Origin of the sequence: Gordonia paraffinivorans NBRC 108238, assembly GCF_000344155.1 — a bacterium.
Lineage (GTDB): Bacteria > Actinomycetota > Actinomycetes > Mycobacteriales > Mycobacteriaceae > Gordonia > Gordonia paraffinivorans.
Window position 1 is genome coordinate 47,007 of the sequence record NZ_BAOQ01000019.1, and the last position, 24,447, is coordinate 71,453.

At 69.7% G+C, this 24,447-nt stretch carries 23 protein-coding genes; 7 read left to right on the top strand and 16 right to left on the bottom strand.

Features of this window, described 5'->3' with window-relative positions; genetic code table 11:
• The first annotated feature begins 295 nt into the window (after window positions 1-295).
• Both GP2_RS10355 and GP2_RS10360 read left to right on the top strand, forming a co-directional pair.
• On the top strand, window positions 296-1,429 hold the full coding sequence (locus GP2_RS10355; RefSeq protein ID WP_006900458.1) for a thiolase family protein: 1,134 nt from the start codon (window positions 296-298) through the stop codon (window positions 1,427-1,429).
• 38 nt (window positions 1,430-1,467) lie between these two features.
• Window positions 1,468-2,232, top strand: coding sequence for an SDR family NAD(P)-dependent oxidoreductase (locus GP2_RS10360; RefSeq protein ID WP_006900459.1), 765 nt, complete (start codon window positions 1,468-1,470; stop codon window positions 2,230-2,232).
• A gap of 66 nt (window positions 2,233-2,298) precedes the next feature.
• Here the strand turns inward: GP2_RS10360 and GP2_RS10365 are convergent, their stop codons facing one another.
• Window positions 2,299-3,492: an acyl-CoA dehydrogenase family protein gene (locus tag GP2_RS10365; RefSeq protein ID WP_006900460.1), complete on the bottom strand. Its 1,194-nt coding sequence runs from the start codon at window positions 3,490-3,492 to the stop codon at window positions 2,299-2,301.
• Between the two features lie 235 nt (window positions 3,493-3,727).
• Here GP2_RS10365 and fabG point away from each other — a divergent pair, with 235 nt between their 5' ends.
• Both fabG and GP2_RS10375 read left to right on the top strand, forming a co-directional pair.
• The gene (gene fabG / locus GP2_RS10370; protein ID WP_006900461.1) at window positions 3,728-4,486 is read left to right on the top strand and encodes a 3-oxoacyl-ACP reductase FabG; all 759 of its coding nucleotides are present in this window, start codon (window positions 3,728-3,730) and stop codon (window positions 4,484-4,486) included.
• 50 nt (window positions 4,487-4,536) lie between these two features.
• Entirely contained in the window at window positions 4,537-5,760 is a 1,224-nt protein-coding gene (locus GP2_RS10375; protein ID WP_006900462.1) for an acetyl-CoA C-acetyltransferase, read from the top strand.
• Window positions 5,761-5,847: 87 nt separating this feature from the next.
• On the opposite strand, the gene GP2_RS10380 is transcribed toward GP2_RS10375, so the two are convergent.
• The 5 genes from GP2_RS10380 to GP2_RS10400 all read right to left on the bottom strand — a co-directional run bounded on the left by GP2_RS10380 (window position 5,848) and on the right by GP2_RS10400 (window position 11,451).
• Window positions 5,848-6,732: a LysR family transcriptional regulator gene (locus GP2_RS10380; RefSeq protein WP_006900463.1), complete on the bottom strand. Its 885-nt coding sequence runs from the start codon at window positions 6,730-6,732 to the stop codon at window positions 5,848-5,850.
• Window positions 6,733-6,738: 6 nt separating this feature from the next.
• Window positions 6,739-7,638, bottom strand: a complete 900-nt coding sequence (locus tag GP2_RS10385; protein WP_040526747.1) for a LysR family transcriptional regulator — start codon at window positions 7,636-7,638, stop codon at window positions 6,739-6,741.
• A gap of 79 nt (window positions 7,639-7,717) precedes the next feature.
• Window positions 7,718-8,479: a crotonase/enoyl-CoA hydratase family protein gene (locus GP2_RS10390; RefSeq protein WP_006900465.1), complete on the bottom strand. Its 762-nt coding sequence runs from the start codon at window positions 8,477-8,479 to the stop codon at window positions 7,718-7,720.
• Window positions 8,480-8,566: 87 nt separating this feature from the next.
• On the bottom strand, window positions 8,567-9,694 hold the full coding sequence (locus GP2_RS10395) for an MBL fold metallo-hydrolase (protein WP_006900466.1): 1,128 nt from the start codon (window positions 9,692-9,694) through the stop codon (window positions 8,567-8,569).
• 173 nt (window positions 9,695-9,867) lie between these two features.
• Entirely contained in the window at window positions 9,868-11,451 is a 1,584-nt protein-coding gene (locus GP2_RS10400) for an ABC-F family ATP-binding cassette domain-containing protein (protein WP_006900467.1), read from the bottom strand.
• Window positions 11,452-11,713: 262 nt separating this feature from the next.
• Between GP2_RS10400 and GP2_RS10405 the strand changes: the two genes are divergently transcribed.
• Window positions 11,714-12,721: an enoyl-CoA hydratase/isomerase family protein gene (locus GP2_RS10405; protein ID WP_006900468.1), complete on the top strand. Its 1,008-nt coding sequence runs from the start codon at window positions 11,714-11,716 to the stop codon at window positions 12,719-12,721.
• Window positions 12,722-12,729: 8 nt separating this feature from the next.
• On the opposite strand, the gene GP2_RS10410 is transcribed toward GP2_RS10405, so the two are convergent.
• Both GP2_RS10410 and GP2_RS10415 read right to left on the bottom strand, forming a co-directional pair.
• Window positions 12,730-13,527, bottom strand: a complete 798-nt coding sequence (locus tag GP2_RS10410; RefSeq protein WP_174320718.1) for a hypothetical protein — start codon at window positions 13,525-13,527, stop codon at window positions 12,730-12,732.
• A gap of 11 nt (window positions 13,528-13,538) precedes the next feature.
• Window positions 13,539-15,143, bottom strand: a complete 1,605-nt coding sequence (locus GP2_RS10415) for a peptide chain release factor 3 (protein ID WP_006900470.1) — start codon at window positions 15,141-15,143, stop codon at window positions 13,539-13,541.
• Between the two features lie 142 nt (window positions 15,144-15,285).
• Here GP2_RS10415 and GP2_RS10420 point away from each other — a divergent pair, with 142 nt between their 5' ends.
• A complete protein-coding gene (locus GP2_RS10420) occupies window positions 15,286-16,155 on the top strand; it encodes a type IV toxin-antitoxin system AbiEi family antitoxin domain-containing protein (RefSeq protein WP_040526750.1) in 870 nt (289 codons plus the stop codon).
• A 77-nt stretch (window positions 16,156-16,232) separates the two neighbouring features.
• Here GP2_RS10420 and GP2_RS10425 read toward each other — a convergent pair whose 3' ends face one another.
• The 3 genes from GP2_RS10425 to GP2_RS10435 form a co-directional block, all read right to left on the bottom strand.
• On the bottom strand, window positions 16,233-17,249 hold the full coding sequence (locus GP2_RS10425; RefSeq protein ID WP_006900472.1) for a beta-ketoacyl-ACP synthase III: 1,017 nt from the start codon (window positions 17,247-17,249) through the stop codon (window positions 16,233-16,235).
• A 193-nt stretch (window positions 17,250-17,442) separates the two neighbouring features.
• Window positions 17,443-18,009, bottom strand: coding sequence for an aminoacyl-tRNA hydrolase (gene pth, locus GP2_RS10430; protein ID WP_040526773.1), 567 nt, complete (start codon window positions 18,007-18,009; stop codon window positions 17,443-17,445).
• Window positions 18,010-18,037: 28 nt separating this feature from the next.
• Window positions 18,038-18,649, bottom strand: a complete 612-nt coding sequence (locus GP2_RS10435) for a 50S ribosomal protein L25/general stress protein Ctc (protein WP_006900474.1) — start codon at window positions 18,647-18,649, stop codon at window positions 18,038-18,040.
• A gap of 239 nt (window positions 18,650-18,888) precedes the next feature.
• On the opposite strand from GP2_RS10435, the gene GP2_RS10440 reads away from it, so the two are divergent.
• Complete coding sequence (locus tag GP2_RS10440; RefSeq protein WP_006900475.1) at window positions 18,889-19,347, top strand: limonene-1,2-epoxide hydrolase family protein; 459 nt, start codon at window positions 18,889-18,891, stop codon at window positions 19,345-19,347.
• Between the two features lie 613 nt (window positions 19,348-19,960).
• Here the strand turns inward: GP2_RS10440 and GP2_RS10450 are convergent.
• The 5 genes from GP2_RS10450 to glmU form a co-directional block, all read right to left on the bottom strand.
• Window positions 19,961-20,758, bottom strand: coding sequence for an SDR family NAD(P)-dependent oxidoreductase (locus GP2_RS10450; protein ID WP_040526775.1), 798 nt, complete (start codon window positions 20,756-20,758; stop codon window positions 19,961-19,963).
• A gap of 57 nt (window positions 20,759-20,815) precedes the next feature.
• Window positions 20,816-21,169 (bottom strand): VOC family protein, encoded by a 354-nt coding sequence (locus GP2_RS10455; RefSeq protein WP_006900477.1) that lies wholly within the window; start codon window positions 21,167-21,169, stop codon window positions 20,816-20,818.
• Between the two features lie 120 nt (window positions 21,170-21,289).
• Window positions 21,290-21,631, bottom strand: coding sequence for an arsenate reductase (glutaredoxin) (gene arsC / locus GP2_RS10460; protein ID WP_006900478.1), 342 nt, complete (start codon window positions 21,629-21,631; stop codon window positions 21,290-21,292).
• Window positions 21,632-21,807: 176 nt separating this feature from the next.
• Window positions 21,808-22,785, bottom strand: a complete 978-nt coding sequence (locus GP2_RS10465; protein WP_006900479.1) for a ribose-phosphate diphosphokinase — start codon at window positions 22,783-22,785, stop codon at window positions 21,808-21,810.
• A 78-nt stretch (window positions 22,786-22,863) separates the two neighbouring features.
• Window positions 22,864-24,348 (bottom strand): bifunctional UDP-N-acetylglucosamine diphosphorylase/glucosamine-1-phosphate N-acetyltransferase GlmU, encoded by a 1,485-nt coding sequence (gene glmU / locus GP2_RS10470; RefSeq protein WP_006900480.1) that lies wholly within the window; start codon window positions 24,346-24,348, stop codon window positions 22,864-22,866.
• Window positions 24,349-24,447: the final 99 nt, after the last annotated feature.

Genomic DNA, 24,447 nt, shown 5'->3' on the forward strand with positions numbered 1-24,447 from the left:
CACCGGCGGAACGCAACATCCCCAGCATGCCCGCCGCCCGCCGGGCGAAGAAGACGCGATGGGCTAACGGTGCGATAGCACCTGCCAATGATCGCCGGCCCGTTCCGCAGCCGACGCGAAATTGCTGCCCGGACGTGCCGCCGGCGAGCCATAGGCAACGCCTCATCGTCCGTGAGCGGGAATCGACTTGTCCGCCGCCGCTCGCGCGTGGTCGGCTCGGATGGGCCGCAGTGTGTTCCACGCCACGGCGGCGTACGTACCCGAGCCATCCGAACCCATCACTCGAGGAGATCCCATGCGCGATGCAGTGATCGTCGACGCGGTGCGCGCCCCGATCGGACGCCGCCGCGGAGCCCTGTCCGGAATCCATCCGGCCGACCTGTCCGCCCACGTCCTCGAGGCACTCGTCGAGCGCACCGGGATCGATCCCGCTGTCGTCGACGACGTCGTCTGGGGATGCGTGAGCCAGACCTCCGAGCAGGCCGGCAACATCGCCCGCACGGCGATCCTCGCCGCGGGCTGGCCGGAGTCGGTGCCCGGCACCACGGTCACGCGGGCGTGCGGGTCGAGCCAGCAGGCGGTGAGCATGGCTGCCGCGGCGGTCATCTCGGGCCAGCAGGACATCGTGATCGCCGGCGGCGTGGAGTCGATGAGCCGGGTGCCGATGGGCAGCGCGGCCCCCAACGGCGAGCATCAGCCGGCGACCGTCCTCGACCGATACGGCGTCGACCGCTTCAGCCAGGGCCTCGGCGCCGAGGAGATCGCCAAGAAGTGGGGCTTCGACCGCACCCGCCTCGACGAGTACTCCCTGCGCTCGCACGAACTCGCGGCAGCGGCCACCGATCGCGGCGCCTTCGACGGCCAGCTTGCCCCGATCCCCGGCGTCCTCGAAGGCGACGAGGGGATCCGGCGTGGCGGCACCCTCGAGACGATGGCCAATCTCAAGCCCGCGTTCGCCGAGGACGGCGTCATCCACGCGGGCAACTCGTCGCAGATCTCCGACGGGTCGGGGGCGCTGCTCATCACGACCTCGGAGATCGCGAGGTCGCACGGGTTGTCGCCCATCGCCCGCATCCACACCGCCGTGGTCGCCGCCGACGACCCGGTGATCATGCTGACCGGCCCGATCCCGTCGACTGCGAAGGCGCTCAAGCGTTCCGGCCTGTCGATCGACGACATCGGCGCCTTCGAGATCAACGAGGCCTTCGCGCCGGTGCCGCTGGCGTGGCAGGCGGAGACCGGCGCCGATCTCGATCGCCTCAATCCGCTCGGCGGCGCGATCGCCGTCGGCCACCCGCTCGGCGGGTCGGGAGCGATCCTCATGACCCGGCTCGTTCATCACATGCGCGACAACGGGATCCGCTACGGACTGCAGTCGATGTGCGAGGCCGGCGGCATGGCCAACACCACCATCCTCGAACTCGTCTGATCCGGATTCCACCCACGACCGAAAGGGACGACAACCCGATGGAGCTCAAGGGCAAGTCCGTCGCGATCACCGGCGGCGCGTCCGGTCTCGGCCTCGCCACCGCCGAGCGCGTCGTCGACTCCGGCGGCCTGGTCACCCTGATCGACCTGCCGACGTCCGACGGCGCGGCGGTCGCCGAGAAACTCGGCCCGGCGGCGGTGTTCGCCGCGGCCGACATCACCGATGCCGAACAGTTCGCCGCGGCACTCGACGTCGCCGACGAGCGCGGCGGCCTGCGCGGTCTGGTGCACTGCGCCGGAGCGGGCCGGCGGATGCGCATCCTCGACAAGGACGGCAAGGCCGGCTCGGTGGAGGACTTCGAGTTCGTCATCAACCTCAACCTGGTCGGGTCGTTCCTGGCGCTGTCGCTGGGCGCCGAGCGCATAGCCCGTCAGGAGCCGATCGACGGCGAGCGGGGCGCGATCGTCATGACCGCCTCGGTCGCCGCCTTCGAGGGGCAGATCGGGCAGATCAACTACGCGGCGTCCAAGGCCGGCATCGTCGGCATGACGATCGTGGCCGCGCGCGACCTGGCGAGCAAGCTGATCCGGGTCAACACCATCGCGCCGGGCACCATGGACACGCCGCTGCTCGCGCGCCTGCGTGAGGACGTGCGCGACTCGCTGGCGGCCAGCATTCCCAACCCGTCGCGGCTGGGACGGCCGGAGGAGTTCGGCCGGTTGGCCGCCGACATCCTGGAGAACACCTACCTCAACGGGGAGACGATCCGTCTCGACGGCGCGATCCGGATGGCGCCGCGCTGACATCGCACGACACGATGGCCCAGGGTCGCGCTCGTCGCGACGCCGGGCCGTGTCGTCGCGGGTTGCTCAGCGCTGCGCGTTCTTCAGTCCCTGCTTGAACAGGTTGCGCCCGATGATCAGTTTCTGGATCTCGCTGGTGCCCTCGTAGAGCCGGAGCAGGCGGACGTCGCGGTAGATCCGCTCCACCGGGACCTCCCGCATGTAGCCGCTGCCGCCGTGGATCTGGACGGCCAGATCGGCCACCTTGCCGACCATCTCGGTGCAGAACAGTTTCGCCGCCGACGGCGCGGTGCGGCGATCGGTGTTCTCCACCCAGGCGCGGGCGGCGTCGCGCACCATCGCGCGGCCGGCCATCACCCCGGTCTGCTGCTCGGCGAGCATCGCCTGGACCAGCTGGAACTCGCCGATCGGTCGTCCGCCCTGGGTGGCGGTGGCCGCCCACGCCACGGACTCGTCGAGCGCACGCTGGGCGGTGCCGACCGACAGCGCGGCGATGTGCACGCGGCCGCGGGCCAGCGACAGCATGGCCGCCTGGTAACCGACATCCTCGCTGCCGCCGACGAGTGCCGAATCCGGTACGCGCACACCGTCGAAGTGGACGTCGGCGGTCCAGGCGCCCTCCTGGCCCATCTTGCGGTCCTTGGCGCCGACGGTGAGGCCGGGGGAGTCCGCCGGCACCAGGAACACCGCGATGCCGGTGCCGCTCTCGTCGGCCGGGCGGGTCCGGGCGAACACTACGAACAGGTTCGCCAGCGGGGCGTTGGTGATGAACCGCTTCTCTCCGGTGATGACCCAGTCGTCACCGTCGCGCACGGCCCTGGTGCGCAGGCCTGCGGGGTCGGAGCCCGCGCCGGGCTCGGTCAACGCGAACGACGCGACCACCTCGCCGGAAGCGATCTCCTCCAGCCAGCGCGACTTCTGCTCGTCGGTCCCGAAGTTCACCAGCACCTGACCGGCGATGCCGTTGTTGGTGCCGAACATCGAGCGCAACGCGAGCGAGGTGTAGCCGAGTTCCATCGCCAGCTCGACGTCCTGCGCGAGGTCCAGGCCGAGGCCGCCCCACTCCTGCGGGATCGCGTAGCCGAAAAGCCCCATGTCCTTGGCGGTCTGGCGGATGTCGTCGGGAATCGCGTCGGTGTCGAGGATCTCCTGCTCGCGCGGCACGACGACGCCTCGGACGAATTCGCGGGTCGCCGACAGGATGTCGGCGAAGTCCTCGTCGCTCACCTGGGAGCCGGCTCGCTGGTTCACTCCGGTCATGGTGTCCCACTCTTCCCGTGGGCCGGTGGGCGGTCCAATACGAAAGCGGGATCGCTCCGATAGCCGTTGCGTATGAGACGGCAGGCCCGAGATGCGGCCGGAGCGGGCTAGATTACAGACATCGCCGCGGGCGCACCCGCCGAGCGACGGCGTGCCGGTCCGCGAGGCGACACCGAGCGAGACGCCACCGAGAGCGCCACGTCCACCGCGTGAAGTCCACCGAAAGGACCCGAAGATGTCTTCCACCGCCGCGCAGCCGCTGCTCGATGGACGCACCGCCGTCGTGACCGGCGGCGCGCAGGGCATCGGACTCGAGATCGCCCGCGCCTTCGTCGACGCGGGCGCCCGGGTGGTCCTGGGCGACCTCGACCTCGACGCCGCGCAGGCGGCCGCCGACGGGCTCGGCGGGCGCGAGGTCGCCCGCGCGGTCAGGTGCGACGTCGTGAAGGCCGACGAGGTCGACGCGCTTCTCGCCGAGGCGGTGGAGGGATTCGGCTCCCTGGACGTGATGGTCAACAATGCCGGCATCACCCGTGACGCCACCATGCGGAAGATGACCGAGGAGGATTTCGACCTGGTCATCGCCGTCCACCTGAAGGGCACCTGGAACGGCACCCGCAAGGCCGCGGCGATCATGCGCGAGGCCAAGCGCGGGGCGATCGTCAACATCTCGTCGCTGTCGGGCAAGGTCGGCATGGTGGGCCAGACCAACTACTCGGCCGCCAAGGCCGGCATCGTCGGCATGACCAAGGCCGCGGCCAAGGAGATGGCACACCACGGGGTGCGCGTGAACGCCATCCAGCCCGGCCTCATCCGCTCGGCGATGACCGAGGCCATGCCGCAGAAGGCCTGGGACCAGAAGATGTCGGAGATCCCGATGCAGCGTGCGGGCGAACCCGCCGAGGTGGCGAGCGTCGCGCTGTTCCTGGCCTCGGACATGTCCTCGTACATGACCGGCACGGTCCTCGAGGTCACGGGCGGCCGCTTCATGTGAACGGCGATCCCAGCCGTCCCATCCGAACAGTCTCTTCCGAAAGGTCAACCATGCGAGACGTCGTCATCTGCGAGCCGGTCCGGACCCCGATCGGGCGCTACGGCGGGATGTTCAAGGACCTCACCGCGGTCGACCTGGGCGTCACCGCACTCAAGGGTCTCATCGAGCGGACGGGCATCGACCCGGAGGAGATCGAGGACGTCATCCTCGGCCACTGCAACGGCAACAGCGAGGCGCCGGCCATCGGCCGGGTGGTCGCGCTCGACGCCGGACTGCCGATCACGGTGGGCGGCATGCACATCGACCGCCGCTGCGGCTCGGGGCTGCAGGCGGTCATCCAGGCCGCCTATCAGGTGTCGGCGGGTGACAACGACCTCGTCGTCGCCGGCGGCACCGAGTCGATGAGCAACGCCTCGTTCTACTCCGTCGACATGCGCTGGGGCGCAGCGCGAACCGGCGTCACCATGCACGACAGCCTGGTCCGTGCCCGCTCGACCGCGGGCGGCCGGTTCCACCCGGTGCCCGGCGGCATGATCGAGACCGCCGAGAACCTGCGCAAGGAGTACGAGATCTCCCGCGAGGAACAGGACGAGCTCGCCCTGGAATCGCACCTGCGAGCGGTCCGCGCACAGAAGGACGGAGTGCTGGCCGAGGAGATCGTCCCGGTCACCGTTCCGAGCCGTAAGGGCGATCAGATCATCGACACCGACGAGCATCCGCGCCCGGACATCTCGCTCGAGTCGCTGGCGAAGCTCAAGCCGATCATGGGCAAGACCGACCCGGAGGCCACGGTCACCGCGGGCAACGCCAGCGGCCAGAACGACGCCGCGTCGATGGCGATCGTGACCACCTCCGAGGTGGCCGAGAGCCTGGGGCTGCGTCCGCTCGTCCGGCTCGTCTCGTGGGGGCTGGCCGGGGTCCCGCCGCGCACCATGGGCATCGGCCCGGTGCCGGCGACCGAGAAGGCGCTGGCCAAGGCGGGGCTGACGCTCGCCGACATCGACCTCATCGAACTCAACGAGGCCTTCGCGGCCCAGGCGCTCGCCGTCACCCGGGAGTGGGGCTTCGGCCGCTTCGGCAAGGGCGGCGACTTCGACCGCACCAACGTGAACGGCTCGGGCATCTCGCTCGGTCATCCGGTCGGGGCCACCGGCGGGCGCATGCTGGCCTCGCTCGCCCGCGAGCTGCACCGCCGCGAGGGACGTTACGGACTCGAGACGATGTGCATCGGCGGCGGCCAGGGCCTCGCCGCGGTGTTCGAGCGCGTCGCCTGACAGACTCACCGGGTCCCATCGGCCGACGAGCCGGTGGGGCCCGGTGTTCCAGTCCTCCGTACGCGGCGTCGGCGCCGTCCGGGTGCGCTAGTCGGCGGTTGGTCTCGCCTGTCCGCGAATGACTTCCACGAACGCCTGACCTGCCCGGGACAGCGATGCCGGGTCGAAGGCGATCGCGAACGGTCGGACGAATCTAGGCTCGGTTTCCCGGACCACGACCCGGTCGGCGACCGCCTCGGCCATCGACCGGTCGACCAGGGTGCCCCCGATCCCGGCCTGCACCATGGGAAGTCGCTCCTCGCGGTGCTCGGAGAGCACGGCGAGGGGCGGGCGTCGGCCGCCCACGCGCATGGCCTCCTCGAGTTCGTCGCCGACGGAATGGCCGCGCGGCACGAACACCATGGGGACGTCGGGCAGGTCGCCCAGCGGGATGGGGCCGTCGGGCACCTCGGTGTCCTCGGGATAGACCAGCACGTACTCCTTCTCGCCGAGCACGACGACCTCGAGTCCGTCGCCGGCGATGGGCAGGTGGGCGACCGCGAACTCGCAGTTGCCGTCTTCGATGGTCTGCGCGGCACGCGTCTCGTCGCGCAGTTCGCCGAGACGCACCGTCACGCGCGGGTAGAGTGCCCGGAACCGCGCGATGAGGTCCACCACCTCGCCGACGGCGGTCGCGGGGGAGGCGACCAGCTCCAGGTGGCCGGTGAGTTCGTCCTCGTGCGCGGCGAGCAGGTCGGTGACCGCGTCGACGTCGCGGAGGATCTGCCGGGCCGGGCCGACCATCGTCCGGCCCGCGGCCGACAGCACCATCCCGCGTCCGATCCGGTGGAACAGCTGCACGCCGAGTTCGCGCTCGAGCGCTCGCAGCGCCTGGGAGACGGTCGGCTGAGCGACTCCGAGAGCCGTTGCCGCACCGCCGATTCCCTGGTTCTCGACGACGGCGAGGAAGTACTCGACCTGACGTAGTTCCACGATCCCCTACCAATCCCGGTGTTCCGGTGCGGAGTCGATCCCGGCGTGCGCTCGTGCCGCGGCGATGAAGGCCACCGCCGCCGGCGAGGGCAGACCCGACCGCAGCACGAGATCCCACGGCCGGCGCAACGGGGGATCGAGGGTCAGATGCCGGGCCCCCGCGAGTTGCGTCGAGGCCACCGTGCGCGGGAGAACCGTTGCCGCGGTGCCGTGTTCGACGAGGCTCCAGACCGCGGCCGGCATCGCGCAGTCGACGACGACGTTGCGGGCCTCGTCGTCGACGAGATCGGCGAACAGGGCGGCGGTGTTCTGGTCGCTGTGGTCGATGACGAGTGGGACCGAACGAATGGCGTTGCGCGGCACGGTGTCCGGGAGATCGCGCACCAGGTCGCGAGCGGCGGCGACGACGAGCTCCTGCTCGGTGATCGGTATCGCGGTGAAGGTAGCGTGCTCCGCGGAGGAATCCATGACGCCGATCTCGGCGTCGCCGGCGCGCAGGGCCGAGAGGACCCCGGCGGGTCCGTCGGCGGCCAGGACGCGCACGGCGAGACGCGGAAACCGCTCGCGGAAGAGGCGGACGACGTCGACGAGCGGATCGATGCTGAAGGCGGAGTAGGTGACCACGTCGACCCGGCCCGCCTTCAGCTCCCGCACCGCGTCGACCTTCTGCTTGGCGCGGTCGACGTCGGCGAGGATGCGCCGGGCGGCATCGTCGAACCTGCGTCCGGCCTCGGTGAGTTCGAGACGACGCCCGGCGCGATCGAACAGGGTGACACCCAGCCGCTTCTCCAGGGTGCGGATGGCCTGGGACAGCGACGGCTGGGAGATGTAGAGCGACTGTGCGGCCTTCGTGATCCCACCATGGTCGACGACCGCGACGAAGTAGGTCACCAGGTGCAGGTCCACACCGGTCACTCTAGTGAGTCACCCACACGGGGAGGAGCGACCCCGCCGCCGGCCTGTCGGGCGGCGGGGGCGGTGTTGCTCAGCGGCCCTTCCACTGGGGCGCGCGCTTCTCGGCGAAGGCGCGGGCGCCTTCCTGCGCGTCTTCCGAGGCGAAGACCGGTGTCAGGTACTCCCACTGCTTCTTGATGAGGTCCTTGTCGGTGTAGTTGATCGCCATCGACGTCACCTGCTTGGTGGCCTTGACCGCGAGCGGGCCGTTGGCGGCGATGGTGGCCGCGAGCTCGCGGGCGCCGTCGAGGGCCTTGCCCGGCTCGGTGACCCGGTTGACCAGTCCGAACTGGTGTGCGCGCTCGGCGGTCAGCGGATCGCCGGTGAGGGCGAGTTCCATCGCGAGCTGGTAGGGGAGGATCTTCGGCAGGCGCAGCAGGCCTCCGGCCGCGGCGGCCAGGCCGCGCTTGACCTCCGGGATGCCGAACTTCGAGTTCTCGGCCGCCACGACGAGGTCGGCGGACAGCGCGAGCTCGCAGCCGCCGGCGAGCGCCCAGCCCTCGACCGCGGCGATCAGCGGCTTGCTCGGCGGGGCCTCGGTGAGACCGCCGAATCCGCGGTCGGGCAGCGACACCTGCTCGCCGCGTGCGAAGGCCTTGAGATCCATGCCGGCGCAGAAGGTGCCGCCCGCCCCGGTGAGGATGCCGATCGTCAGGTCGTCGCGGCTCTCGAGTTCGTCGATCGCCGCGGCGATGCCCTCGGACACCTCCAGGTTGACCGCGTTCTTGGCCTCGGGGCGGTTGATGGTGATGACGGCGACGCCGTCGGCGAACTCGGTGAGCACAGCGCTCATGGATCACTCTCCTGTTGTTGCGGGTTGTTTGTTGCGGGGTCGTCGATCCGCAGATCACCGCGGACCGTCGGCGAATGGTCTCGCGGGTCAGGTCGAAAGGGCAGGACCGCCTGCGGCCGGGCGTTCGGCGGCACGGTGTTCGGGCACCGGGGCCGGATACCAGCGCCCCGGCTCGGTCGCCTCGTCGGACAGGCGGCCGGGTTCGGTCGCGGTGAGGACGCCGCGCTCGCGGAGCACCAGGAGATGAGCGTCGGTCTCGCGCAGGGCGAGACGCTTCATGGTGAGGTTCAGGTCGGCGAACGGGCGCGACCAGGTGACGGCCTGGGTGATCTCCCACGCCGTCGACCCGGGCCGGGCGACGACGGCCTCGGTGATCTCGGCGAACCGATCCTCATGGTGGGCGAGCATGCCCGTCACGCGTGCGCCGAGTCCGCGAAACCGATACTCGTGCGACGGCAGGGCCTCGTGGTCGCGCATCTTCTCGGTGTTCGCCAGCGAGATCAGGTAGTCGGCGAGCGGAGAGTCGTTCTGCATCGGATTGGTGCCCACGTTCGGGCTGATGCGCGGCAGGAGGTGGTCGCCGGTGAAGATCACGCCCGCGTCGTCGTCGACGAAGCACAGATGACCAGGCGTGTGGCCGGGTGTCCAGATCGCGCGCAGGTTCCAGCCGTCGACCTCCAGCGGGGCGTCGCCGGTCAGTTCGCGGTCGATGGTGCGACCGTCCGGCAGCCGCACGAAGTCGATGAAGCCGAGGTCGGCGACGTCGGGCGGGGCTCCGAGGTCGCGGAGTTCGGCACGCGCCGCGTCGAGCTGCCGCTCGATCTCGTCGTCGGAGTGGTACCGCAGATGGCGGGCGTCGTCGCGGTGCATCCACAGCTCGGCGTCGGTGTGCTCCAGAAGGCGCGGGACGAGCCCGAAGTGGTCGGGGTGCAGGTGGGTGACGGCGACGGTGTGTACGTCGGTGATGTCGTGGTCGGTGCCGCGGATGCCCGCGACGAGGGCATCCCACGACTCGTCCGACGGCCAGCCGACGTCGATGAGCGCGAGACCGCCGTCGGGCGTCGCGAGCGCATAGACGAGGACGTAGCGCAGCGGATTGGGGCCCATCGGGACCGGGATGGACCACAGGCCGGGCCGGACCTCCTCCACCGGCGGGAGGACCTTGTCGGCCCAGGCCTGCTGCTGACGTCGACCGGTCACCTCGATCGCGGTCATCAGACCTCCTGCGTCCGGCGCGGCACGCGCCCCTCATGTGTTGCGCAACAACTCATCCGACCACGGATGAGGCGGCGCGCTCAATGGGGCCGCGGCTCAGGGGCCGTGAGGGACAACCTATGGATCGCCAGGTTGCGGGCCGGATCTGCCGGCCGGGGAGAACCGGAGGTTCTTCACCGGGCTCGCTCCTGCCGCGTGAGCACGACCCGCCGTTCGATCCCGATCCGCGCCAGGAACCCCGCGTCGTGGGACACGACCACCAGGGCGCCCCGCCAACTCTCCAATGCCCCGACCAGCTGCGTGACCGTGTCGAGGTCGAGGTTGTTGGTCGGCTCGTCGAGGATCAGCAGCTTCGGGGTCGGGTCGCCGAGGAGCGCGTCGGCGAGTGCGACCCGCAGCTTCTCGCCCCCGGACAGCTCGCCCAGCGTGCGTTCGGCGCGGTTGCCGCGGAACAGGAACCGCGCCAGGTGCGCCCGCACCTCCTGGGTGGAGATGTCGGGATGGCGTGCCGCGACATGCCCGGCGATCGACGCCGACGGGTCGTCGAAGACGATCTGCTGCGGCACGAACGCGTAGGGCACGACGATCCGCTCGCGGTCGATCAGGTCGGCGATCAGCGTGGACTTGCCCGCTCCGTTCGGGCCGGTGAGCGCGATCCGCTCGGGCCCGTCGACGCGCAGCCGGTCGTCGACGACGACCTGCGCGCGCGGGGCGACCTCGACCTCGGGGACGACGATCCGCGCGGTGCGGTCGTCGCGGACCTCCTCGCGCGCGGCGTCGAGGCGTGTGGCCGCCTCGTCGACGTCGGTCCGGTGCATGTTCCGCAGCTTGCCCGCCGACACCTGGGCCTCGCTGCGGCGCTTGTGCGCGATGATCCTCGGCACCCGTTTCTCGCGTTCCGCGGTGGCTGCGGTTCGAGCGCGGCGATCGAGCTTGATCTGCGCCTCGACGAGCTCGCGCCGCTGTTTGCGCAGGTCACCGGCGGCGTTGGCGACCGCTGCCGCCGCGGCCTGCTGCTCGGCGTCGACGACCTCGCGGTAATGCGAGTAGGGGCCGCCGAACACCCGCACCTCGCCCCGGTACAGCTCCAGGGTGGCATCCACGCGTTCGAGGAGCTCGAGGTCGTGACTGACCACGACGACCGTGCCGGCGAAGTGTTCGATGGCGTCGAAAAGCCGTGCACGCGAGTCGGTGTCGAGATTGTTCGTCGGCTCGTCGAGCAGGAGCAGCGACGGGCGCCGCATGAGGGCCGCCACGATGGACAGCAGCGTCGCCTCGCCGCCGGACATCGAGCCGACGGCGCGGTCGAGGTCGGGCGGCAGGCCCATCTGTGCCAGCAGGGCAAGGGCCCGTTCTTCGACGTCCCACTCGTCGCCGACGATCTCGAAGTCGTCGGGGTCGACCGATCCGTTCTCGATGCGGCGAAGCGCCGACCGGACGTCTGCGATGCCCAGTGCGGCGTCGACCGTCGCGCGCGGATCGGACTGCGGGTCCTGCGTCACCAGGCCCACCTCGGCGTCGGCACCGGCGGACAGGGTGATGCTGCCCGACGCCGGTTCGAGGCGACCCGCGAGCAGCGCCAGCAACGTAGACTTGCCTGCGCCGTTGGCGCCGATGAGCGAGTACGTCCCCGCGTTCAGCGTGAGGTCGAGGTGGTCGAAGACGGCGGTGCCGTCCGGCCAGGCGAACGAGACATCGGACAACAAGACCGACGATGCGGTCGACGGGTTGCGGAAAGGGGAGGTGGAAGCAGACACACGGACTCCTGAAGTGGTCGGGATTCACCGGCGAGATCACGCCGGCCGGGGCCACTTCAGCTGTTCATCGTGTGAGATCACTCCTCGCATGTCGGGAAGCCGCCGAAGGCGACGACAACTCCACGGTAGCGCGGCACGCGTGGCCCGCCAACGGGTTTTCTCGACGGGGTACTTCCCGGCCGGGTTCTTCCCGACCCGCGCTCCCACCGCCGGTTTTCCCCACCGCGTCGCCTCCACCGGTGACATCGCTACGGTTGAGGGCATGTCCTTCATCCGCACCTCGGTGAGCAACGGCGTCGGTGAGATCGTCCTCGATCGGCCGAAGGCCCTGAACGCGCTGGACCAGACCATGATCGACGAGATGTACCGGACTCTCGGCGAGTGGGGCGACGACGACTCGATCGAGACGGTCCTCGTCACCTCGGTGAGCGACCGCGCCTTCTGCGCGGGCGGCGATATCAAGTCGATCCGCGAGTACGCGCTGAACGGGGACTCCGCCGCCATCAGCCGGTACTTCCGGAGTGAGTACCGGCTCGACCAGCTGATCGCCGAATACCCCAAGCCCTACGTCGCCCTCATCGACGGCGCCGCGATGGGCGGAGGCCTCGGCATCAGCGTCCACGGAGAGATCCGCGTGGTCACCGAGAAGGCGATGATCGCGATGCCCGAGACCGCGATCGGCTTCTTCCCGGACATCGGCTCCACCTACTTCCTGCCCCGGCTGCCCGACGGCGTCGGCATGTGGCTCGGTCTCACCGGTGCCCGCATCCACGGCATCGACGCCGTGGCCATCGGTCTCGCAACGCATTTCGTGTCCTCGGCCGATCTGCCCGCGGTCGCCGGATCGATCCGCGCCGGCGAGGACCTCGTCGACGCGCTGGCGAAGTCGGGGACGTCGGAAACCAGCGACGTGCCGCTGCGCAAGATCGGGGAGTACTTCGCCGACGACAACGTCGCCGCGATCATCGGCGGCCTCCGCGGCGCGGTCGGCGACGAGTGGGCGCAGGAGATGGTCGGACTGCTCGAGAAGGCCTCGCCGACGAGCCTCTGGGTCACCGCCGCGATGCTCGACGCGGGCGCCCACTCGGGTCTCGACGAGTGCTTCGACCGCGAACTGCATGCGGCAGAACAGATCACGAAGACGCACGACTTCGCCGAAGGCGTGCGGGCGGTGTTGGTCGACAAAGATCGCAACCCCAGGTTCGATCCGGCCTCCGTCGACGACGTCGACCCGAAGCTGGTGGCGCGTATCGTCGGCGAGTCGGTGTAGTCCGCTCGCTACGGCCTGAGCTCGAACCAGCCGCCGAGGAGCACGGTGTCGGCCGTCGCCCCCGGATCCGGCTGCGGCGCCGCCGACGACTCGTCCGCGTCGAAGGGCACGTCGTCGTCGGGAGCGAACGGATTCGCGTCGACCCGCGTCGCCGCCGGACACGTGAACGAGCCGGCCGCGAGCTTGCCCGACATCGCGGTCAGCGCGAGCTGACAGGCGGGCGAGTGGTGGTAGACGCCGTCGACCGACACACCGATCTGCGCGTTGATCGGCCGCAGCAGCGGGCCGGCCGTCGGACGGGGACCGCCGCCCGCGGGCGGGACGATCCCTCCGGTGAGTTCGCTGATGACGAACTCGATCTGGGCGCCGTCGGTCCCGGCGCCCTTGAACACGAACAGGAGTGAGTCCGGAGGGACGTCGGGCTGCTGCGGGCCCCAGCGCTCGAACTCGTAGCAGCGCGACTCGGGTTCGGCATCTGGTCCCGGCGCGCCGGATTCCGTCGCCTTGGGTGTCGCCGAGGTGGTGGCCCCGGGCGGCGATCCGGGCGGTGGGGGAGCCTGCGAGATCGCGATTCGGATGCTCCCGGTCGAGAACTTCAGGTTCTGGCCGCTGCGGTCGACCGAACCCTGGGGCGGGGTCTGTGCGCACGCCTCCGGATCGACGGGGCGCGAGGCCGGGGTCGTGGTCGTCGCCGACGACCCGGCGCTCGGGGTCTCGTCTGCGCCGCACCCTCCGACGAGGACGGCCACCGCCGAGACCGAGGCCAGCACGCCGAGGGCGCGGGTGCACACGCTGGGAAGCCTCATCGGTGCAACGGTCAGTCCGCCGCCGCGACGAGCGGCTCGAGCGTCAGGTCGGGATGTTCTTTCTCGATGTACTGCAGTCGCCACTTGTCGCTGAACAGCGCCAGGATCGCGCCGTCGGTGCGGGTGAACACCTCGACGCCCCGCTGACGGTCGAGTTCGGGTGCGCTCTCCGCGTCGGTCCGGCGGGCGATCGTGTACCCGAGCGGCTCGATGATGGTGTCGACGTTGAACTCCGCCTTCATGCGCGCGGTCATGACCTCGAACTGCATCGGGCCGACGGCTGCGAGCACCGGCGACATCTCGCCGCGCGTGTCGTTGCGCAGCACCTGCACGACGCCCTCGCTGTCGAGCTGATCCATCGCCTTGCGGAACTGCTTGTACTTGTCGGCCGTCGTCGCGCGCAGCGCCGAGAAGTGCTCGGGCGCGAAGGACGGGATCGGCGGGAACTGGACCTTCGGGCCGTCGTACAGGGTGTCGCCGGGGGCGAGTGCGGTCGCGTTGACCAGGCCGACGACGTCGCCGGGGTAGGCGGTGTCGACGGTCGAGCGGTCACGCCCGAACACGGCCTGGGCGTACTTGGTGGCGAACGGCTTTCCGGTCTGGGCGTGGGTGACGACCATGCCGCGCTCGAACTCGCCGGAGACGATCCGCATGTACGCCAGGCGATCCCGGTGGCTGGCATCCATACCGGCCTGCACCTTGAAGACGACGGCCGAGAACGGGTCGGTCACCTGCCGCTCGCCGCCCTCGACGTCGGTGCGCGGGCCGGGCGGCGGCGCCAGTTCGACGAGGGTCTCGAGCAGTTGGCGCACGCCGAAGTTCAGCATCGCCGAGGCGAAGATCATCGGCGAGGTCTGCCCGGCGAGGAACAGCTCCTGGTCGTGGTCCTGGCCCATCTCGGAGAGCAATTCGCTCTCCTCCACGGCCGCGGTCCACGCGTCGCCCTCGCGCTCGGCCGCGGCGTCGGCGCTCATGATCTCCTCGGGCGCGATCTTGGCGCCGCCCGCGGTGCGGGTGAAGTGGACGTACTCGCCGGTCCGCCGGTCGAGCAGGCCGCGGAAGTCGCCGGCGATGCCCACCGGGAAGAACAGCGGCGTCGGCACCAGGCCGATGCGTTCGGTGATCTCGTCGATCAGCTCGAGCGGCGTCTGGCCGGGCCGGTCCCACTTGTTGATGACGGTGATGACCGGGATGCCGCGGTGGCGACACACCTGGAACAGTTTCAGCGTCTGCGGCTCGAGGCCCTTCGCCGCGTCGATGAGCATGACCGCGGCGTCGACCGCGGTCAGCACACGGTAGGTGTCCTCGGAGAAGTCGGCGTGGCCGGGGGTGTCGACGAGGTTGATGACGCTCGGGACACCCGGCTCGCTGTGCTCGGCGAGGTAGTTGAACTGCAGGGCGGTCGAGCTGACGGAGATGCCGCGGGCCTTCTCCATCTCCATCCAGTCGGAGACGGTGGACTTGCGTCCGGCCTTGCCGTGGATCGCACCCGCCTCGCTGATCATGCGCGCATGCAACGCCAACGCCTCGGTCATCGTCGACTTACCGGCGTCCGGATGGGAGATGATCGCGAAGGTACGTCGGCGCTTGACCTCGGATGCGACGTCAGAACTCACGAGATCCGAGGCTACTCGGCTGGTCGGGGGCCTCCAAACCGGCGGCCACACGGCAGGTGCGGCAACTGGTGCCGGATGGCGAGACCAGATGCCGCAATCTCAGATGCCGGAACCGGCCAGGGCTCGGCGGCGTCCAATCCGCGTGCAGACGCCACCGGGCCTTCGACGCCACGCACTCGGCCGTGACGGAGTGTTCACCATCGGCGACGCCGTCGAACATGGACTCACCAGGTCAGGAGTCCACCGGCGCTTGAAGGCCGGACTCTGGACGCCGCATTCGCGCGGGGTCTACACCCTCGCCGACCATCCCGTCACCGCACGGACCCGAGCACGCCTGGCCGTGGCCGCGGCCGGCAAGAACGCCGTCTTGTCCGGGCTGGGGGCCGCCTGGTGGCACAAGATCGTCGACGATCCGCCGAAGAGGTTCACCGTCACGGCGCCTCGCAGCCGTCACGGCACTCGGATCGAAGACGTCCGGGTGCGCTACCGGACACTCGACGACGCGGAGACGGTCACGAGGGATCATCTGCCGATCACATGTTTGCCGCTGACGGTGTTGGAGGCGGCGGTGGAGGGAGACAGCCAGATCCTCGACAACGCGCTGCTCCTGCGCCGTGTCTCGATCGAGCAGTTGTGCAAGGCCGGGCGCCGTCGTCGAAACAAGGAAGACGCCGCGGAGATCGCAGCGTTGATCGCGCGCGTCGGCGAGGGTGCTCGGTCGGAGGCGGAGCGTCGGGCGGTTGCGGTCTTGCGCCAAGCCGGACTCAGCGGCTTCGTCTGTAACCACCCCGTCGGCGGGTACTTCGTGGATGTGGCCTACCTCGACGCGCTGCTGGCCGTCGAGATCGACGGCATGGCCTTCCATCGCGACGCCGACACGTTCCAGCGCGACCGTCGGCGCCGAAACGAACTCATCGCGCTCGGATGGACCGTCCTCAATTTCACCTGGGCAGATCTGCAGGAGCGGCCCGAGTACGTCGTCGCGTGCGTCCGCACGGCGCTCGACGTCTGACGACAGATGCGGCAATTGGTTCCGCTCTCCGAAACCAACTCCCGCATCTGTGAAAAGTTGTCGGCGACGCTGATGTCCTACTCGAACGGCACCGGCGGCAGCTTGACCACCTGCGAGGCGTACGAGAGCCCGGCACCGAAGCCGAGCAGCAGGGCGGTCTGGCCGGGCTGGGCCTTGCCGGTGGAGAGCAGGTCCTCCATGGCGAGCGGGATCGACGCTGCGGAGGTGTTGCCGGTGTACTCGATGTCGTTGGCGACGACGGCGTCCTCGCGCAGCTTCAGGCTCCGGGCGAGGAGTTCGTTGATGCGGGCGTTGGCCTGGTGCGGGACGAAGACGTCGAGATCCTCGGCGCCGATCTTGGCGGCCTCGAGGGCGCGGTGGGCGACCTTGCCCATCTCGAAGGCGGCCCAGCGGAAGACCGCGGTGCCCTCGAGGCGCAGGTAGGGGCGCTGCTTGCGGTCGCTGTCGAGGAAGGTCACCCAGTCGAGGTCCTGGCGGATGGCGTTGAACTGCGAGCCGTCCGAGCCCCAGACGACCGGGCCGAGCTCCTGCTCCTCGGTGGGGCCGACGACCACGGCGCCGGCGCCGTCGCCGAAGATGAAGCAGTTGGTGCGGTCGGTCATGTCGAGCGTGACCGAGAGCTGCTCGGCGCCGATGACCAGCACGTGGGTGGCGCTGCCGCCGCGGATCATGTCCGACGCCAGGGCCATGCCGTAGCCGAAGCCGGCGCAACCGACGGTGACGTCGAAAGCGGGGACGCCGTTGGCGCCGAGTTCGGTGGCGACCTTGGTCGCACCCGCCGGGGTCAGGAGCAGGTGCGTGTTGGTCGCGAGGATCACCGCGTCGATGTCCGAACCGTGAAGCAGGGCGTTCGCGATCGCCTTGCGTCCGGCGTTGACGGCCATCTCCATGACGCTCTCGTCGCGTCGGGCGAAGCGGCGGGTCTTGATGCCGGTGCGGGTGTAGATCCACTCATCGGAGGAATCGATGTGCTGGCAGATCTCCTCGTTGGTGACCACGCGCTCGGGCCGGTAGGCGCCGATGCCGAGCATGCCGATGTTCTTGATGCCTGTGGTGTCCGCGATGACTGCCATGGTCTTCCTTCCGATATGTGACCCGGCATATGACGGTACTCACCCGGCCACCTACTAGGAAGTACCGCACCCCGACCCGTCATCGTTACCGATGGGGCGGTCCGGCGGACAGGTGTTCGTGAGGGGGAGGGCGCCGTCGGTGCGGGCGGAACCCGCAGACGGCCGGGGACGAACAGATGAGGGTGGGTTCGCGCTACCAGGCGTGAACGGTGTTCTGAGCGGCTTCGAGACCCTGCGTGACGAGCAGTTCGACGGCGTCGCAACCGTTTCGGACCAGGAGCTCGACCTCGGCCCGGTCGGCGGCCGGAAACGGTTTGAGCACGAAGTCGGCGGGGTCCTGCCGCCCGGGCGGCCGTCCGATGCCCATGCGCACCCGCAGGTAGTCCTTGGTGCCCATGACCTGGCTGATCGAACGCAGCCCGTTGTGGCCGCCCTCGCCGCCGCCCTTCTTCAGGCGCACGAGTCCGAAGTCGATGTCGAGTTCGTCGTGCACGACGATGAGGTCGGCGGGGTCGACGGAATAGAACTTGGCCAGTGGGCCGATCTGCCGGCCCGACTCGTTCATATAGACGCGGGCCTTGGCCAGAAGAACAGGCAGGCCGCCGAGGCGGACCTCGGCGACCTCTGCGCCGGACTTCTTGTGAACCTTCCAGCGCTCGCCTGCCGAGGAGGCGAGGCCGTCGACGACCATCGCGCCGACGTTGTGCCTCGTCTTCTCGTACTTGGGCCCGGGGTTGCCGAGCCCGACAATCAGTTTCACCACTCGGGTCGAGTAGTTCGGGTCCGGACTACTCCGAAGCCTCGGCAGCCTCACCCTCGGCTTCCTCTGCACCCTCGTCCTCGGCGACGACGCGCTGCGCCTCGGTGACCGAGACGACCGGGAGCTCCGCATCGGAGACCAGGGTGACGCCCTCGGGCAGCTGCACGTCGGAGGCATGGATGATGGTGCCGGCCTCGAGGCCCTCGACGCTGACGGTGACGTTCTCGGGGATCTCGAGCGCGTCGGCCTCGATCTCGATGTTGGTGGCGTCCTGGACGACCAGGGTGCCCGGGGCGGCGTCACCCTCGACGACGACCGGGACCTCGACGGTGACCTTCTCGCCGCGGCGGACGATGAGGAGGTCGGCGTGCTGGATGAAGTTGCGGATCGGGTGGACGTCGACCTGCTTGGTGAGCGCGAGCTGGCTGGTGCCCTCGATGTCGAGGTCGATCAGGGCGTTGGCGCCGTGCGAGCGCAGGATCGCGGCGAACTCGCGGGCCGGGAGGTTCAGGTGCTGCGGGTCGGTGCCGTGGCCGTAGAGCACGGCGGGAACGTTGCCCTCGCGACGGGCACGACGGGCGGCGCCCTTGCCCTTCTCGGTGCGGGCGGTGACAGACAGCTTCTCGGCCTTGGTGGCCATGGTGATCTCCTCTGATCGGTGTTGCGGTCGTTTGTCCGTCGCGACGAGCAACGGGCACGGAGCCCGACCGCGAGACACCCGCGGGGCCGCGCAGAAGGGCGCCCGGAGGAGCAGCGGTGGTCGCGCCGATCACGGTGACAACGTCACCCTCGCCGAGACAACTGGGCCAGGATAGTCGATGACCTGCCCAGATGTCACATCAGGTACCTCCAGAGAGTGGCAGCCGCCATACTCGGGACATGACCTCACACACCCCGATCCGGATCGTGACCGACTTCCTGGATGCGTTCGCACGCGGCGACACCGCCGCCGCGATGGAGAACGTCGACGACGACATCGCCTACACCAGCGTGTCCCTGCCGACCATCCACGGGAAGCGCAAGGTCGCGGGCGTCCTCGGCGGGGTCGGCAGCAAGCCCTGGATCGGCTTCAACTATCGGATGATCAACGTGAGCTCGGACGACGCCGGGGTGGTGCTGACCGAGCGCGTCGACGAACTGCGGTTCGGCAGGTTGCACCTGCAGTTCTGGGTGTGCGGACGCTTCGAGGTCCGCGAGGGCCGCATCGCGGTGTGGCGGGACTACTTCGACTACTTCGACATGACGAAGGCGCTCGTCCGCGGAATCGCGGCGCTGGCCGTGCCGTCGTTGCAGAAGCCGCTGCCGGGTCCCGCACCGGCGGTCGTCGGCAGGGGCTGAGCCTTCGGCGGTGAGCTGCGTCCGGCGGTCAGGGCCTGACGGTGAGCTCTGGCCGGCGGTGAGGGCCTGGCGGTGAGGGCCTGGCGGTGAGGGCCTGCCGGTGAGGGCCTGGCGGTGAGGGCCTGGCGGTGAGCGTCCGCCGGTGAGCTCTGGCGGGGTTGAGCGCTCGCGGGTGAGCTCTGATCGGCGGTGCGAACGAGGGCAGCGACCCCATGATCATCCCGCCGCGGTGGTACCAGACCAGGGCCGGTGCGCTGGTGGCCGGCGCCTGCACGGGACGGTAGATAGCGCTCGCGGATGAACTCCGGCCGGCGTCGATCGCCGGCGGTGGGCGCGGCCGACGCCGAACCCGTAGGGGTGGTCGTCGTCGTGCAGAGTGCCCGTAGCGCGATCGGTCGGCCGGCGATCGTGCTGCAGCGTGGTCGCCGGCCATGCGGTGGCGGGTATCGGCCGTCGGCTGAGTCGAGTCCCGAAGGTGCTCGGCCGCCTCGGCGAGTCGGCCGGCGTCGGGCGAATCGTCGCTCTGGCCGCTCGCCACCGCCCCCACGACGTCGGTCAGCGCGAAAGTGCCCCCGTCGACCTCGTTCTGCGGGGTCGGTAAGGAGTTGGGGTTTCAGTAGAAGACCGGCCCCGGGATCCCGCCGCCGGCCGCGACCGCGTCGCCGTTGATGGCGATGCTGCGCGGCGAGGCGAGGAAGGTGACCACGTCGGCGACCTCGCTCGCGTCGATGATCCGCCGCAGCGAGTTGGTGGCCAGTTCGGCCTCGAGTTCCTCCACCGGCACCCCGGTCTCGGCGGACTTCTTCGCGAGACGGTCGGTGAGCCGTTCGGTGCGGGTGCGGCCGGGATGGACGACGGTCACGTTGATGCCGTGTGGCCCGAGTTCGTCGGCCAGGTTCTTCGTCAGGGCGGAGACACTGACGTTGCGGATGGTCTGGGCGATCGAGTTCGCTTGTCGCGCACCGAGTCCGCTGATGTTGATGATGCGGCCCCAGCCCTGGGAGATCATGTGCGGGGCGACGGCCCGGGCGGCGCGCAGGTAACCGAGGACCTTGATCTCGACCTCGCGGCGGACCAGGTCGTCGGAGGTGGCGGCCCAGTCGGCGGGCTTGCCCGCGCTCCACGGGGTGGCCGCCGAGTTGACCAGGATGTCGATGCCGCCGAGTTCGTCGACGGCGCGGTCGACGAGCGCGCGGACCTGCTCGTCGACGCCGGTGTCGGTAGGGACCGGGATCACCCGGCCACCGGTTTCGGCCGCCACCGCCCGTGCGGCGGCCTCGAGAGGCTCGGCCGAACGGGCGGCGATGACCACGTCCACGCCCTCCGCGGACAGCCCGCGTGCCACCGCGAGCCCGATGCCCTTGCTGCCGCCGGTCACGATGGCCCGTTTACCTGTCAGCTGTAGATCCACGTCGTCACGGTAGCGCCGCACACGCGGCGGGTGCCCAGCGGAGGGACGTGATGTTCGTCAGCGCTTCAGCGGGCTGTAGAAGACGAGGCCGTTGCCCTCGTTGTCGTAGACCACGGCACGGCGCTCGTGGGCGTCGTCGTAAGGGCCCTTGATGATCGCGCCGCCGTTGTCCTCGATGGCCTTGGCAGCGGCGTCGACGTCGGCGGTCTTGATGCCGAGGACGATCTTGCCCGGGATCGGGTGGTCGACGGGGGTGGCCAGGGCGATGGTGACCGCGCCGCCGTCCAGTGCGGCGAAGTGCGCGCCGTCGCGGAACTTCAGGGAGAATCCGAGGGTCTCGGTGTAGAACTTGATCGACTCGTCCAGGTTCTCGGTGGACAGGATGATCATCTTGGGCTCGTACCCGCTCATGAAACCTCCATGACTCGAAGGGGATGGGTGGCGCCTCGACCGAGGCCGGGCGCCGCCGGGATGTTAACGCCGTCTCCCCGGGGCGGGGAAGAAGGCGCCCCGGTTGGGGTCAGCGTGGTCTCAAAGGATCTCGTCGAGCTTCTCGAACGGACGCGGGATGCGGGTTCCCTTGTCCGTCACCACGATCGGACGTTCGACGAGGATGGGATGGGCGACCATCGCGTCGAGGATCTCGTCGTCGGTGGCGGAGGCCAGGTCCAGTTCCTTGTAGAGCGCCTCGCGCTTGCGGACCGCCTGGGAAGGGGCCAGGCCGGCATCGGCGAAGAGCTTCACCAGCTGCTCGCGGGTGTAGGGCTCGTCGAGGTACTTGACGACGGTGGGTTCGATCCCGGCGTCGCGGAGGGCCTGCAGCGCCTTGCGGGAGGTCGAGCACTTCGGGTTGTGATAGATCGTCGCGTCCACGTCGTCAACGGTACCCAGCGAACGGCGAATCGGGCGGCGGAGGGGCCGGGGCGGACCGGCGTTTTCGTGCCCGGTTCGGGGGCGGGTGCCGCGGAGTCGTCGAGGGGTGGGTGGAAACGACCGCGCCCGGAGGCTCGTGTGAGCATCCGGGCGCGGCGTGTGAGAGAACGGAGGGCCTACGCGCTGCCGTCGAAGAGGCTTGTGACCGAGCCGTTCTCGAAGACCTCGCGGATCGTCTGGGCGAGCAGCGGGGCGATCGAGAGCACGGTGAGGTTCTCGAAGCGCTTCTCCGGCGGGATCGGCAGGGTGTCGGTCGCGATGACCTCCTTGGCGCCGCAGTTCGCGAGACGCTCGGCGGCCGGGTCGGAGAACACGCCGTGGGTGGTGGCGATGATGACGTCGCCGGCACCGGCGTCCTTGAGGACGCGGACCGCGCCGGCGATGGTGCCGCCGGTGTCGATCATGTCGTCGATGAGCACACAGGTGCGGCCCTCGACCTCACCGACCACGCGGTTCGACTTGACCTGGTTGGGCACCAGCGGGTCGCGGGTCTTGTGGATGAACGCCAGGGGAGCGCCGTTGAGGGCGTCGGCCCACTTCTCGGCGACGCGGACGCGGCCGGAGTCCGGGGAGACGACGGTGACGTTGTCGGTGCCGTAGTTGTCGCAGACGTACTGAGCGAGCTGGCCGAGGGCGTGCATGTGGTCGACCGGGCCGTCGAAGAAGCCCTGGATCTGGTCGGTGTGCAGATCGACGGTGATGATGCGGTCGGCGCCGGCGGTCTTGAGCAGGTCGGCGATCAGGCGAGCGGAGATGGGCTCACGGCCGCGGTGCTTCTTGTCCTGACGCGCGTAGGGGTAGAACGGCAGGATCACGCTGATGCGCTTGGCCGATCCGCGCTTGAGCGCGTCGATCATGATGAGCGCCTCCATGACCCACTGGTTCATCGGGTAGGGGCAGCTCTGCAGCACGAAGGCGTCCGAGCCGCGGACGGACTCCTCGAAACGGACGAACAGCTCGCCGTTGGCGAAGTCGCGTGCCGTCTGGGGTGTCACCTTGATGCCCAGTTCTTCGGCGACGGCTTCAGCCAGTTCGGGGTGGGCACGACCAGAGAACAGCATCAGGTTCTTCTGGTTGTCGGTGGTCCAGGTCATGAAAACTCTTCTGTCCGTTTCGATGTCGATCTTCTGCTGGGTGATGCCCGACGGGGACGGGCACCGTCTGCGGGTTCGCTAGGCGGACCCGGAGTCCTTGTCGCGTGCCTCGGACACATTGTCGCGTGCCTCGAGTGCCGCCCGTGCCGACGCGGTGTCGGGCCGCTTGTTCACGACCCAGTCCTCGATGACACGCTGTGCTCCCGCCGAGACCGCAAGGGCTCCCGGCGGTACATTTTGCCGTACGACGGTTCCGGCGCCGGTGTACGCCCCGTCCCCGACGGTCACGGGGGCGACGAACATGTTGTCCGAACCGGTCCGGCAGTGGCTGCCGATCACTGTGCGGTGCTTGTTGACGCCGTCGTAGTTCACGAAGACGCTCGACGCCCCGATGTTGGAGTGTTCGCCGATGGTCGCGTCGCCGACGTAGGTGAGATGGGGGACCTTCGAGCCGTCGCCGATGGTGGCGTTCTTGGTCTCCACGAAGGTGCCGATCTTGCCGCCGACGCCCAGGAGCGTGCCGGGGCGCAGGTAGGCGAACGGCCCGACGCTCGCGTTGCCGCCGATGACGGCGTCGCTGCCATGGGTGCGGATCACCTGGGCGCCCTCGCCGACGGTGACGTCGGTCAGCGTGGTGTCGGGGCCGATCACGGCGTCGGTGGAGATGTGGGTGCGGCCCTTGAGCTGGGTTCCGGGCTCGATCCGGACGTCGGGCTCGATCGTCACGTCGATGTCGATCCAGGTGGTGGCCGGGTCGACGACGGTCACGCCGTCGAGTTGGTGGCGGCGCACGATGCGCCGGTTGAGTTCGGCGGCGAGGTCGGCGAGCTGGGCGCGGTCGTTGCAGCCGGCGACGAGGACCGGGTCGTCGACGGTGAATCCGCGGACGGTCTGGCCGGCCTCGCGCGCGATCTCGACGATGTCGGTCAGGTAGTACTCGCCCTGGACGTTGTCGGTCGACAGCTTCGACAGGCCGTCGCGCAGGACCCCCGCGTCGACGGCGTAGACACCGGCGTTCACCTCGTCGATCGCGCGCTGCTCGGCGGTGGCGTCCTTGTGCTCGACGATGGCCCGGACCGCGCCGTCGTCGGTGCGGATGATGCGTCCGTACCCGGTCGGGTCGTCGGCGATGAAGCTGGTGAGCGTGACCGCGGCGCCGTCGCCGGCGGTGTGGGTCTCGATGAGGGCGCGCAGGGTGTCGGCGTCGAGGAGCGGGACGTCGGCCGCGGTGACGACGACGGTGCCGTCGAAGCCCTCGGGGAGGGCGGTGAGTCCGGCGCGGGCCGCGTCGCCGGTGCCGCGGGGTTCGTCCTGCTCGGCGATGCCGATCTCGCGGCCGAGCTCGGTCGCGATGTCCTCGACGGCGGCGACGACCCGCTCCCGCTGATGGCTGACCACGACGACCAGATGGTCGGGGTCGAGCCCGGCGGCGCCGTGGAGGGCGTGTCCGACGAGGCTTCGGCCGGCGATGGTGTGGAGGATCTTCGGGGTCTTGGACTTCATCCGGGTACCGGCGCCCGCGGCCAACACGATCACGGCCACCGACGACGACGTTCCCGACATCGAATGTCCACCCTCTTCCTGATCGGTGTTCACGTCGGGTGCGATCCTACGCACCGGTAGTCGGTGGTGGACACGCGCCGCGCCTTTTGGGACGAATGC